The organism is Cupriavidus sp. FW305-F7 (assembly GCF_058782875.1).
Genome location: NZ_JBYSYC010000033.1, coordinates 68,786 through 81,433, shown reverse-complemented (window position 1 = coordinate 81,433; position 12,648 = coordinate 68,786). Strand labels below are relative to the sequence as shown.

The following is a 12,648-nucleotide window of genomic DNA, read 5'->3' as shown; positions in this document are numbered from 1 at the left end:
GCATGCTGTCCAACCTAGTGAGGGGCAGGGCGGGCCGAGAAGCGGTCGGCAAGGCCCTGTCGCCTGAACGCCTCGGTCACAAAGTCGACAAAGGCCCGGGTCTTGGCGGGCAATAAGGTCCGCGAGGAGAAATAGAGAGAGATTTCGCCCGCTTCCGCGTACCAGCGCGGAAGCACCCGGACCAGCGCACCAGTCTTCAGGTCTGCCAGCACATCAGGCCAACAGCGCTACGCCGAGTCCAAGGCGGGCAGCTTCGCGCATCGCTGACGGATCGTTCACGACGATGTTTTCGGACATTACGGCTGCCATCTCCTTTCGGCGTCCCTCACGCATGGTCCGTTGCCGAATGCGACCGGTATCGAGCGATCGCGAGCGACGCGCGAGGGGATACCATCACTGTCGAAGCCTGCAGTACGGTTCGTGCGGCCCCTTGTCCTGCCTGCCGTCATTGGAGTAACCGACTCCACGGCCGCTATGTGCGCCGGCTGGAAGAACGTCCGATGCTCGAGCAGCGGGTCGTTATCGCCGTTGAGGTGCGGCGCTTCAAGTGTACGAACGCCAATTGCTCCCTTCGTACGTTTGCCGAGAACCTCCACGCACTGGCCGGTCGGCATCAACGTCGTACGCGATCGCAGGCTGGGCGTTGCACGCGCTGGGCCACGCCCTCGGTGGTGAGGCGGCAGCCCGGCTTGCCAACGCCTTGGTCTTGCGCACCAGTGCCGATACCGTGCTGCGGGAGTTGCCCAGAGCGAATTTGTCACTGGCGGGGCGGTGTGTGGGCGACAAGGAGCCGCGCGCAATGGGCCGCCTGCACGAACCCGTCCACCGCAGGGCCGCCATGCCTTCTGGACGGCAAACTGACGATGGCTCGTACGGGGTAAGCCGAATATTGGCATTTTAGGTGTCCCGTCCCGCGTTGCCTTCTGGGCGCAAGCGCAAACCGCGACCGCGGGTCGTCGGCATCGATGACTGGGCGATTGCCCGCGGTCACCAATACGGAACGATCATCGTCGATTTGGAGCGACGTGAGCCGATCGAAGTGTTTGCTGGCAGGGAAGCAACAGCAGACCGCGTGGATGCGTGCACACCGATCGGTTTGCCGAGATCAATGCCGATCAATGTGACTTCGCTCATGGCAGTCTCCTCCGGAAAGTGACGCCTCCGGCCTAGGCGATGCATCGGGGGATCGGGCTGACCATTTCATTACGACCGGCCTGCCTTGTCCTGCTGGACACACTAGTCCGATCGCCATCGCAGGCGGGTGAGATCGCCGCAGTCGTGGGGTTATCTTATCGGGGAGAGTCTAGATAAAAAGTCCATCTCCAGCTCGCCTTCATACGTTTCGGCGCCGACCTTCAATGCGTCGGCCACTCGCGCTTGCGTTACCTCACTTGCGACACTCAAGTCCGACTCGTGAGCTTCTACCAGAAAGCCCTCTGCCAGGGAGTGAAACGCCCCAATATCCACGGCCGCCTTGGTATGAGCGATGGTATGCGGGGGAAATGAGGCGATGCGGTGAGCCAGTTGCTCGACAAAAGGCGTTAGCTCGTCCGCTGGCAACGCGCGATTGATATAACCATAACGTTCTGCCTGCTCCGCCGAGAGATCATTGCAACCCATGAGCACTTCCAAGGCGCGTCCTCGCCCGATCAGGCGTGGCAATCTTTGCGTAGCGCCGCCGCCAGGAACAAGCCCGACCGCCACCTCCGGATGGCCGAAGACCGCCTTGCCAACGGCTGCAAAACACATATCCAGAGCCAGTGCGATTTCACTGCCACCGCCTCGGGCCCGTCCCTCAATCTTGGCGATAGTTGCCTTGGGCATACTCCTGAACCGTTCGCCGATCATCTGCGTCAGACGAAAGCTGCGCGTATGGGACACTACTTTAGGTGCGGCTCCAACCCGGCCCAAGCCAGAGTGGGCGATGAAGAAATCCGGAAGCGCACTCTGCAGAACCACAACCCGGACGCTGTCGTCGACTTCGAGTTCCCTGCCGAGTTTGTCGAACTCCTGCGATAGCACTTCATCCAGAAGATTGATCGGCGGGTGGTTGATGCTGACGAATGCGACGCCAGAATCAAATTCGAACTGGAAACATTTGTAATCAGAATATGGCATGGCGGTTGGTTTGTTTCTGTGATCATATGTTGAGAACCGGATGCGCCAACTATTCATCCGTGATTGGATTCGTCAGGCTACCGAGTCCATCCGCGGTTACAACACAAATGTCACCCGGCTTCATCCATAGTGGCGGCGTGCGCGCCATACCGATGCCGGCAGGAGTACCCGAAACAATCAGGTCGCCAGGGGACAGCGTCATCACTTCACTGACAGTTTCGATGAGCGTTGCGACATCAAAAATCATTTCGTCGGTGCTACTTTCCTGAACGATCTCTCCATTTAGAAGTGTCTGAAGTTTCAATCCCTTTGCGCCCACGGGCAGCTCGTCTGCCGTGACAATGTAAGGTCCGAACGAGCCAGTACCGTCGAAGTTCTTGCCAATGGTCCATTGAGTCGTACGCATCTGATAGTCGCGCAGGGTCGCGTCGTTGAACAGCGAGTATCCGAAGACGTGATCTAACGCGGAGGCCTTCGGAACTGCCCGTCCACCCTTTCCGATGACGACGACTATTTCGCCTTCATAGTCGAGGTTCCCGGACACCTTGGGCCGCACGATAGGCTTCCGGTGCCCGATGAGGCTTGAGGCGAAGCGCGAGAAAATGACCGGGTAATCGGGTTGTACCGACCCGGTCTCGTTCGTGTGATCACGATAGTTCAGCCCGATGCAGACGATCTTCCCTGGTGAAGTGAGTGGGGGCAGATGGTCGAGGCCTTCGAAGTCCACAGGTTCTCCCTGTGAAAGGCACTCGGCAAGCGAAGCAAGTGCCACGCCGCCTGCAGCTATGGCGTCGCTCAGGTCACCAAATTCCGGAATGTCGGTGAGAAAGCGGCCATGGAATTTCTCTCCTTTTGCGGCTGCAGCCAACCCAATACGGCCGTCTTTGGCAAAGCGTGCAAATTTCATTGTCTGGATCCTGGTTGAATCGAGATTGGACGAGATGAGGTCACAACGATCCCGGGTACACGTCTGGTGGAGCGAAGCCAGTGGTTTGGCTCACAGTCTCGTGCGATGTGCGGGTTCGGAGTCAGCGCTGGACCTTAGCTTCAGGATAGGTAGCAGGCTCGCTTACCGCTATTACACAAATGTGGAGGTTCCCGAGTTTCGCGATGACGGGGAACAGGCGCCACTCAGGTTTCCCGGGTGCATTGCTCCAGACTGAAGACAAAAGACTCGTAAGGTCGTCCCGTAACATGCCGCAAGCCCATTTCGCAGGTACGGTTTGCCGACACATATGCGTCGGCAGTTGTCGCATCGACATATGCATGCTCGTCCTGCGTGGCCGAGGCAACGAGTTCCGGATGCAGCAGACCCCGGTCGCCGGCGGTGCCGCAGCAGGTAGCGCCAATCGGAATGACGACCTCTTGTGCCATGTGCTGTGCCAGCTCCTTGAGTTGCCCAGACAGATTAAGATGCAACATCGCGCAAGTCGGATGCAAGACCATGCGCCGCATTGGCGTGCTCACCTTGAGGTTGGGCAGGAGGCTTGCACACCAAGTCACTGAATCGATAATGCTGAGACGCGAGTAGCGCTCGCGGAGTTCAGGGTCAAGATGCTGAGCTATCCCGCTCACCAGGCCGTGAGTACAAGATGCCGCGTCGACCACGACTGGTAAACGTCCTTCATCGGTCCACCGCAACAGGGCACGCGCAGTCGAAGTCGCCATGAAATCATGCGCCGCGGCGTAACCCTTTGAACTGAACGGCATTGAACAACAGAATCCCTTGACGTCCGGCGGAATCCACAACGTCTTCCCTGCGCGATGTGAGACGCGGACGAGCGCCTTCTGAATCGATATCGCGTCGCGAGGAGAGTCGGGATCACGACCGAACATCCGATTGACGCAAGCAGTAAAGTAGACCGCATTGGCGCCCTCGCGGGTGGTCTCCGGCATACGGCTTGCGGCCGGTTTCGGCATCGGTCCTGGTACGGTGGGAAAGATATCGGTGCTGACCACTTTGCGCGCCGTGTCTGCGATGGCTTTCACAGACCGCCAACCCAACGTATCGCCGAGATACTTCGCTCCACTCAGCGCCACAGTGCTCGCGCGCTCGACAATGCCAAAATTCCTGGCAACGGACAGGGCAACGCTCTCTGAGGTCTCGCTCTGTGAACGCCGGCGAAACTCGCGCATCAGTTCGCCTGTATTGATGCCAATGGGACAAGGCAGAGAGCAGGTCCCATCACCGGCACAGGTCTGGATGGCGTCGTACTGATATTGCTCCTGGAGCCGTCGCAAGTTGGGAGATTCCTCCGGTTGCCGCGCCATTTCCCGGCGCACAACGATACGCTGTCGCGGCGTCATGGAGACATTCCGACTCGGGCATACCGGCTCGCAAAACCCGCATTCGATACACTGGCTGGCGTCGGAAACGCCGTCTATCGGAGGCAGCGACTTGAAAGATTTGAGATGAATCTCCTTGTCCCTGGTGAGGATGACGTTCGGTGCAAGAACGCCATGCGGGTCGGCGAGTGCCTTGACTCGCCACATGATGCTGGTCGCCTGCTCGCCCCATTCGTGCTCGATGTACGGCGCCATGTTCAATCCGGTTCCATGCTCTGCTTTCAGGGATCCGTCGTATTTGCGCACCACGAGGTCGACGAGTTCCTCCATGAATTTTGCATAGGTCGCCCTGCCATTTTCCTCATCGAATCGCGCGATGAGCGTGAAGTGCAGATTACCGTGGGCGGCATGCCCCGCAACCCCTGGCATGAACCCGTGCTTCTCCAGGAGGGCCTGCAGGTCGTGCGCTGCGCTTGCCAGAAGGCGGGGTGGAAAACATACGTCCTCCGTGACAAGCATAGAGCCCTGCGGTCGCTGCTTTCCAACCAGGCCTAGAAGTCCCTCCCGTACATGCCAGGCAAGCTCCACGGCCTCCACGCGACTCGTAAAGGTCAAATCTCCAAGCAGTGCTACCTGGTCGGTCAAATGCATGACGAGAGCCTGCTTTTCCGTCAGGCTCTCCTCGTCACTGGCCCCTAGCTCCACCAGCAGTGCGGCAGCCTGCAAGTCCAGCGTTTTCCAGTACTCAGGCGTGCCGGGGAACGCCGCGGCCGCGGCTCGCAAGGCCGGTGCGATCATCAATTCGACGGCAGCGGCACCGAGTGCAACCAGTTCCGGTACAAGCGCGATGGCATCGTCAATGGAAGGAACGGCAATCCATGCGACGCTCGTGGCGGCCGGGATCGCGACGGTATCAAATGTCACATCCGAGATAAACCCAAGCGTCCCTTCCGAGCCCACCAGGAGACGACGAAATATCTCAAGGGGAGAGCGACCGTCCAGGAATGCGTCAAGCCGGTAGCCATGCGTGTTCCGGATGGAGTATTTCCGACGGATTCGCTCGGCAAGTGCGTCGTCCGCGAGAATCTCCGCCTGTAGCGCCATGAGTCCTTCCGCGAGCTCGGGTTCGCTTGCCTGGAAGTGTCGTTCAGCGTCCGGGTCCGATGTGTCGATCTTCGTCCCGGATACGAGGACGAACGTTAGCGCCTTGACGGTCTGGTAGGCATTTTGAGACAAGGTGCACCGCATGCCCCCTGAATTGTTTGCAACGACGCCACCGAGCGTACACGCCGCGGAGCTTGCCGGGTCCGGCCCAATCTTGCGGCCGAACACTGCCAGATGAGCGTTGGCGTGGGAAAGAATGGTTCCGGCGCCGGCTTTCAGGCTGACACCATCCTTCCCGATGCGCTTGATACCGCTGAAAGACTTGCGAACGTCTATGAGAATTTCATCCGATTGTGCTTGCCCGTTCAGACTTGTCCCAGCAGCGCGAAACGTGGCGTGTCGACCTGTTTCAGCACAGAATCGAAGGACCTTTGCCACGTCGTCCGCATCATGCGCGACAACCACTACCTGCGGCACCAGCCGATATGGACTGGCATCTGAGGCATAGCGGACAATGTCAACCAGCCGATGCAACACGCGATCTGGTCCAAGTAGCTGCGCTAGCGCCTGTCGCAACGGCGCAGGTGTTCCATCACAGAGTTCCTCGGGTATCGCGTCCGGAGATGCCTCGCCCGGAGGCCGCCCAATTTTTGCTGGGTCCACGGAAAGGAGTTTTTTCATCTTGAGTTGGGGAAAAAGGGAGTGGAATCAAATGAAATGCTGCCGAGGCCTGATGGCTTTCCCTGAAGCTGTTCGACTCGAGCGCGGACTTAACTGCTAGTTGGAGGCCGCCTGGCGCAGGTATGCACTCGCGCAAAAGCACTACCGGAACAGATTGACCTTTGCGAGGTCCATAAGCTGCTGTCCCCGACCGTCCATCACGGCACGGAGCATGAACAGGCCAAACTTGACCGCCTGGTCAGCGGCGGTCGTAGGCGGCATCACGAGCTCCTGGCGCGCGCTCACGACATCAACCAGGGCGGGGCCGGGGTGTGCAAAGGCTTCGCGCAGGGCGCCTTCCAGGTCTGCGGGACGCTCGACGCGCACGCCCTTGATGCCCATTGCATTGGCCATCGTGGCAAAGTTCGGATTCTTCAAGTCACATCCGGTATCCAGGAACCCATTGGCCTTCATCTCCATTTCCACGAAGCCTAGTGTTCCGTTGTTGAGTACGACGACCTTGACCGGCAATCCTGCCTGAACGAGCGTCAGGAACTCACCCATCATCATGGTGAATCCGCCGTCACCGGACATCGAAATCACTTGTCGGTCCCTGAAGGCGGCCTGAGCGCCAATGGAATGCAACAGCGAGTTGGCCATCGATCCGTGATTGAACGATCCAATCAAACGCCGCTTGCCGTTCATCTTCAGGTATCTGGCGGCCCATGCGACGGGCGTGCCGACATCGCAGGAGAAGATGGCGTCGTCATCCGCAAGCTCGCTGACGATCCGCGTCACGTATTGCGGATGGACGGTGTTTCCGCCTGCTTCGAGCTCCGCCAGCGCGTCGAGATGACTCCGAGCCTTGCGATAGTCTTCGAGTGCGCGGTCGAGGAAGCTGCGGTCGGTCTTCTCCGCAATCAGCGGAAGCAGCTCGCCGAGCGTATCCTTGACTGTTCCCAGCAACCCGAGGTCTAGCGGGCACCGGTTGCCGAGCGCCTCCGCCCTGATATCGACTTGCGCGATGGTGACCCCTTCGGGGTAGAACTGGCGATAGGGGAAATCGGTACCCAGCATCAGCAGCATGTCGCAGCTTTTCATCGCGGAATAGCCGGAAGAAAATCCGATAAGTCCCGTCATTCCCACGTCGAACGGGTTGTCGTATTCGATGTACTCCTTGCCTCGCAGCGCGTGCACGATGGGGGCCTGCAGCTTGCGGGCGAGTTCGATGACATCCGCGTGCGAATCCTTGCAACCGGCCCCACAGAGCAATGTCACTCGCGACGACCGGTTCAACAGATTTGCGAGTCTGGCGACTTCGGCGTTCGATGGGCGAATCAGCGGAGCCGCAGGCGCGCTCCAGTTCGGCACAGGTTTTGGGAACGGACTGAGAGCTACATTTCCCGGGACGACAACGACTGCGACGCCTTTACGCGCGATTGCCGCCCGCATGGCACGGCCGAAAATCTGAGGCAATTGGTCCGGACTCGATACGAGTTCGACATAGTGACTACATTCCTTGAACAGCACCTCGGGATGGGTAGCCTGAAAATAGTCGGTGCCGATTTCCGAACTCGGAATATGCGCAGCGATAGCAAGAACAGGAACACCGTTCCGATGGCAGTCAAACAGACCATTGATGAGGTGTAGATTCCCAGGACCGCAGCTTCCGCAGCATACGGCGAGCTGCCCCGTGAGATGCGCTTCGGCGCCAGCGGCGAACGCCGCGCTTTCCTCATGCCGCATGTGAACCCATTCAATCGAACCATCGCGACGCAGGGAATCCGTGAATCCGTTCAGTGAATCCCCCACCACGCCATACACACGCTTTACTCTCGCGTTTACAAGTGCACCAACCATGTAGTCGGCAGCTATCGTTGCCATTTCGCATCTCCATTCAAGGTGAGTTATTGCTGCAGATCCGCCGCTTGCTCAAAGAGATAGAGCAGACACAACCTGCGTGAGCGCATCACCCTCTGTCATGGGACGGTGCAGACCTGTCCCGGCGATCACCAATCGCGGAGCGCTGGTGTTCGTGGTCTTCGAGGGAAAGTTAAGAAGAGTGCTGCTTATTGAGCTGAAGAGGCCCCGCAAAAGGACTACCGTGTGCAACCACAAACGGCCCCCATCGAAAAGCTCCTTATCACGCAGCTCGTGCTAGCCTTCAGCATCAATTGTTGGTTTGATGATAGAAGCAGGAGTGGATTGCGCCCATTACATGAATCTGGGATCTTGGGATTCCGGGAGTAGAACGGTGAACGAGAACGGCCGCTATCGCGTTTTATCACGGCCTGGAGCCGACATTGAACGAAGCGGAGATCGATCGCCAAAGGCGTACAGGAGCCTGTGTCCAGGATAGCGAGAGCGCCGATGGCTGCCGAAGGAAATGGGCCGTGGCTCCCAAATGAGTCGCTGGCGACGGCTGCGGGACGGGCCTGTGCTCGACATAGGCATTGCTGCCCTTGGCGCGAGCACCTGATGCCACCTACACCAGCGATGCTGGACCACATTAGGTTAAAGATAGTCCGCTGATGGGATTGCTTTCATTACCGAGGCCAGAATCATCGCCGCGGCGTTTCGAGGAGCAGGCAGCGCAAGGCGGGGACGATACACGGCATCCCCTTCGGCGATGACCAACCCGCTCGCCGCACAGATTCCACTTCTCCGTGTGATAACGCGTTGCCAGGGTTGTTCGCCATAGTGGCCAGTGGTCGAGTCGCTCCATGCGACGGTGGCGGTAGTCAGACTGCGTCGCTCCAATACCTTGATTGCACACGGCTGGAACGAGTCGTGCTGATACTCTGGGCAAGCAGGGTGAGGTTGAGGTGGATGGGTGATCCCGTCACCCTCAGGGTTGAGCAGGGCCATGGTGTGGAACCAGGCGCGATCGACTTTGGAGGCATCTTGTATGGTGGTGCTCCTTCGAACAATCGAAAAGAATCAGCGTCAAAGCGTGGTGACGTGCCTTCCAAAAACGGGCCCACTACCAACTGGGAAATCGACTGAGCGCCCAACGAGCGTAATCCGGTTTCACCGTGCATGAACGGGGCTACGTGCCAGAAACGGCATGTGGATAGGCCAGCGCGTTGAACGTTAATCGATCCGCGCTTCGCTTTAGCGTCCTACCTGGAATGATAGTTAAGACGGGAAGAACGGCCATTACATGTATCTGGGATCGTGTCCTTCACCTTGCCAACGTTAAGGCCTCCAGTTCAATGCAATAGCCGTCCGGGAGTGCCTTCCGCGCACAGGCAGGCCACGTACCGGGGCCAGTCATTCTCGATGCTAGAAGTTGTGGCGGATGGCCAATGCAAAGGTCTGAGGATCGGCGCCGGCCTTGACACCGAGGTTATTGATGGCGAAGTCGTAGGTGGCGTTTCGTTTGTTATTGATTCGACTGTAGTAGGTATAGATCGATGTACGCTTGGACAAGGGATAGTCATAGCCGAGGGTGATCTGCGTTGCGCCGGTCTCCGCACCGCTTCGGAAGGAGCCAATCGTCTCGGTTGCGCTTCCCGCTCCGTTGCTGGCGAAGGTGAAGCCAAGCTTTACGCTGCCCGGGCCCAGCTTCTGTACCAGCGAGGTGTAGTAGCTGTTGCGTGTCAGGTCCCCTGTGGCCGTGCGGTAGTGCAGTCGCTCATACACCAGTGCAAGCGTTGTAGTCGGGAACTGGTACGAGACCCCCACCTTCATGCCGTCGTCATTACGGCCAGCGGTGTGATAGTGCTGGTGGACTTCATAGGCCAGCGTGACATTGAGCGGGCCATTATCATAGGCACCGGAAAAAGAGTACAGCACGGGATTGCGAGGCACACTAAGCTTTTCCTCAGGCAGACCCCAGGCGACGGCGCCACTCAGTCCGTGCCACTGTGACGACTGGTAGTGGAGCGAGTTCTGTTGACGCCGGTCGAAGGAATTGGGGTCCTGCACGTTGTCTGAGCTAGCGGCCGACCCATTGCCCATAAGCGCCATATAGCCGGCGGTGGTCGGATAGTATGGATCATAGCCTTTGGTCGCCCTGGTATATGGGGTGTCCCAATTGCCCATGAACACGCTGCCATAGGGGCTGTCCAGGCCGATTCGCGTATCGCGGGCGGCAATCTGCCCGGAACCAGTGTCGATCGATACCGCACTCTCAATTTGCCAGATTGCCTTGAGCCCGTAGGCGAGCGACTCTTCTCCGTGAATGCCAACGACGGACCGGTTGTTGGTAAGGCGGGCAGTGCCACCGGGATGCGTGCCATCCGTTGCGGTCGTGGCGTTGGAATACTCGAGTGCGGTATTCAGTCTCCCATAGAGAACAACCGACGACTGGGCATGGACCACACCAATCATGCACGCCGTCGAAGCCGCCAGTGGGAAGATCCCACGCCACACGCCAATCTTTGTCATCATTGAGCTCTTCTCCCTGGGGCTGGCCTGTACCCGAAATGCTGGTCATGCTTGTGCCTCTTTTGAAAGGAAGCAAACGCTTTAGGCGCTCAGACCACCTGAGCATTTCCGTCGTGGATTTGTCCTGTCAAGTCGGCAATCCACAAAAAGAATGGTGGCCGGCCGAGAGCGGGCCGGGCGCACCAAAGGGCGGGAGGTCGAGGCTGGGATGACGCCGACATACCCGAAGGCGGTGGCCGAGCACGGGAACGACTGCGGCGCACCGAGGACCCTGTGTTTGCCGCTGTCGCAAACTCAAGGTGTTCCGATAGTAAATTCGACGAAACAGGATCGCTATTACATGAAGCTGGAGTGTCGGCGACCTCTTTCAAACTGGGGCCGTCCCGCCGGCTGAGCGTTATGAGGTGATCGAAGGGGCTCGTTACCCGGTCGCTACGTCGTCTTGTGATTTCGCGAAATTACATATTCATGTAGTGCAACTTGCCGGCTACCGGACGTTGGTCGGATACTCGCTTTGCTATAATTCAGGCGACATTTCTATTCACAGTGATGGCGCGCCTCATCCCCTCCTGCCACAGTGAGGGGCGGCGCACGCTGACGCAAGATGGAGAGCGTTTCGTGGAGTCGGTCAACGAATTTGTGTGCATAGTAGACGACGATTCACGCGTCAGGGAAGCGCTTACAAGCCTGCTGCGCGCTCATGGCAAAAGTGTGCGTTCGTTCAACTCAGGGCATGAGTTTCTGGAAGAAACTCAGTGGGACACAGTGGCGTGCCTGATTCTCGATATGCGCATGCCCGGCATGAGTGGCCTGGAAGTCCAGGAGCAGGTTATCAATAATTCTCATGCTTCCATCGTCTTCATCACGGGCAGGAATGATGTGCCTTCCACTGTATTGGCGATGAAAGGCGGGGCCGTCGATTTTCTGACGAAGCCCGTCAGTGAGGATGCCCTGCTCCGAGCCGTTGACACCGCAATTGCCAAGACGCGAGCACAGCGCAGGGAGGCCGGCGAGGCTGCTGCGCTTCGTGCGCTCTACGAAACCCTGACACCAAGAGAGCAAGAGCTTCTCCCCTTGCTTGTCGGGGGTATGCTGAACAAGCAGGCAGCTGACGTGCTTGGGATCACTGAGTACACCGTGCAGGTGCATCGCGGTCACATTATGAAGAAGATGCAAGCGGGCTCATTTGCCGCACTCGTCAGGCAAGCAAGCCGGCTGGGGCTAGAGACACACCAGCCTGCGGGGGGCGGCTAGCGCCGCCAGAGGATTCCGAGGCGTCACCTGGTGTATTTTGGCAAGCCAATCAGCTCACAAGTACCGCCGCGGCGGCGAAGACGTAGCCAAAGCCACGCTCCGTGCGAATGATGTCTCCCGCGACCGGGCCCATGCCCAGCTTTTTGCGCAGGCGCGCAACTTGTGCATCGATCGCGCGCTCATAGACTTCGTCGTTGTGCAGCCGAGAACGTTCAAGTAGTTGGTCGCGACTCAGCACGCACTGCGGTGCGTTCAGAAATGCGGCCAGCAAGTTGAACTCGGCATTGGTTAGAGCGACGACAGCGCCATCCGGTCGGATCAGACGACGCAATCGAACGTTCAGCTCCCATCCCTGGAAACGATAGGCGCGAATACGCGTCAACCGGTCCGCTACCGAGTACCGTGAACGGCATCGGCGCAGCAGGGCACGTATCCTGGCCAGTAGCTCGCGGTTAGAGAAAGGATTGACGAGATAGTCATCAGCCCCCAGCTCCAGCCCCATGACACGATCCGCCACGTCAGACCGACCGGCTAGCAGGATTATCGGCAAGTCGGAGTTATCCCGTAGTCGTTGGATTAGTCGCAATCCATCATCGCCGGGAGGCTTTACGGCAACGATCAACAGGTCGATGGTCTCGCGAGCCAGTGCATCCTCCACTCCGCGGGCATCCGGCAGCGACGTGACGCATATGTCGTTGGTGCCAAGATAGTCGACGATCAGCTGGCGCATCTCAGGATCATCGACGGCGACGAGGATATGCACGGTATCGGTAGGGGAGGTTGCTGATCTCATGTCTGTCGCAAGATATTAGCGGTCGCAATACAAATTATCGA

At 58.6% G+C, this 12,648-nt stretch carries 9 protein-coding genes; 1 reads left to right on the top strand and 8 read right to left on the bottom strand.

The annotated features are described in order from the left end of the window. Positions 1 to 987: 987 nt before the first annotated feature. The 7 genes from AC3WL8_RS26905 to AC3WL8_RS26875 form a co-directional block, all read right to left on the bottom strand. Positions 988 to 1,134: a hypothetical protein gene (locus AC3WL8_RS26905; protein WP_492379151.1), complete on the bottom strand. Its 147-nt coding sequence runs from the start codon at positions 1,132 to 1,134 to the stop codon at positions 988 to 990. A gap of 150 nt (positions 1,135 to 1,284) precedes the next feature. Next, positions 1,285 to 2,118, bottom strand: coding sequence for an enoyl-CoA hydratase/isomerase family protein (locus tag AC3WL8_RS26900; protein WP_492379150.1), 834 nt, complete (start codon positions 2,116 to 2,118; stop codon positions 1,285 to 1,287). Between the two features lie 49 nt (positions 2,119 to 2,167). Then, positions 2,168 to 3,025 (bottom strand): fumarylacetoacetate hydrolase family protein, encoded by an 858-nt coding sequence (locus tag AC3WL8_RS26895; protein WP_492379149.1) that lies wholly within the window; start codon positions 3,023 to 3,025, stop codon positions 2,168 to 2,170. Between the two features lie 224 nt (positions 3,026 to 3,249). After that, positions 3,250 to 6,189: an FAD-binding and (Fe-S)-binding domain-containing protein gene (locus tag AC3WL8_RS26890; RefSeq protein ID WP_492379148.1), complete on the bottom strand. Its 2,940-nt coding sequence runs from the start codon at positions 6,187 to 6,189 to the stop codon at positions 3,250 to 3,252. A gap of 141 nt (positions 6,190 to 6,330) precedes the next feature. Then, the gene (poxB, locus tag AC3WL8_RS26885) at positions 6,331 to 8,052 is read right to left on the bottom strand and encodes a ubiquinone-dependent pyruvate dehydrogenase (RefSeq protein WP_492379147.1); all 1,722 of its coding nucleotides are present in this window, start codon (positions 8,050 to 8,052) and stop codon (positions 6,331 to 6,333) included. 630 nt (positions 8,053 to 8,682) lie between these two features. Next, complete coding sequence (locus tag AC3WL8_RS26880) at positions 8,683 to 9,036, bottom strand: DUF3331 domain-containing protein (RefSeq protein WP_492379146.1); 354 nt, start codon at positions 9,034 to 9,036, stop codon at positions 8,683 to 8,685. A gap of 417 nt (positions 9,037 to 9,453) precedes the next feature. After that, positions 9,454 to 10,560, bottom strand: coding sequence for a porin (locus AC3WL8_RS26875; RefSeq protein WP_492379164.1), 1,107 nt, complete (start codon positions 10,558 to 10,560; stop codon positions 9,454 to 9,456). Between the two features lie 618 nt (positions 10,561 to 11,178). On the opposite strand from AC3WL8_RS26875, the gene AC3WL8_RS26870 reads away from it, so the two are divergent. After that, positions 11,179 to 11,814, top strand: a complete 636-nt coding sequence (locus tag AC3WL8_RS26870) for a response regulator transcription factor (protein WP_492379145.1) — start codon at positions 11,179 to 11,181, stop codon at positions 11,812 to 11,814. A gap of 49 nt (positions 11,815 to 11,863) precedes the next feature. Here AC3WL8_RS26870 and AC3WL8_RS26865 read toward each other — a convergent pair whose 3' ends face one another. Then, positions 11,864 to 12,607, bottom strand: coding sequence for a winged helix-turn-helix domain-containing protein (locus tag AC3WL8_RS26865; RefSeq protein WP_492379144.1), 744 nt, complete (start codon positions 12,605 to 12,607; stop codon positions 11,864 to 11,866). Between the last annotated feature and the right edge of the window lie 41 nt (positions 12,608 to 12,648).

Excerpts from the sequence above, each read along its gene's own strand:
- AC3WL8_RS26905 (WP_492379151.1), bottom strand. The coding sequence starts at position 1,134 with ATGAGCGAAGTCACATTGATCGGCATTGATCTCGGCAAACCGATCGGT.
- poxB (WP_492379147.1), bottom strand. The coding sequence starts at position 8,052 with ATGGCAACGATAGCTGCCGACTACATGGTTGGTGCACTTGTAAACGCG.
- AC3WL8_RS26895 (WP_492379149.1), bottom strand. The coding sequence starts at position 3,025 with ATGAAATTTGCACGCTTTGCCAAAGACGGCCGTATTGGGTTGGCTGCA.
- AC3WL8_RS26900 (WP_492379150.1), bottom strand. The coding sequence starts at position 2,118 with ATGCCATATTCTGATTACAAATGTTTCCAGTTCGAATTTGATTCTGGC.
- AC3WL8_RS26880 (WP_492379146.1), bottom strand. The coding sequence starts at position 9,036 with ATGGCCCTGCTCAACCCTGAGGGTGACGGGATCACCCATCCACCTCAA.
- AC3WL8_RS26865 (WP_492379144.1), bottom strand. The coding sequence starts at position 12,607 with ATGAGATCAGCAACCTCCCCTACCGATACCGTGCATATCCTCGTCGCC.
- AC3WL8_RS26890 (WP_492379148.1), bottom strand. The coding sequence starts at position 6,189 with ATGAAAAAACTCCTTTCCGTGGACCCAGCAAAAATTGGGCGGCCTCCG.
- AC3WL8_RS26875 (WP_492379164.1), bottom strand. The coding sequence starts at position 10,560 with ATGACAAAGATTGGCGTGTGGCGTGGGATCTTCCCACTGGCGGCTTCG.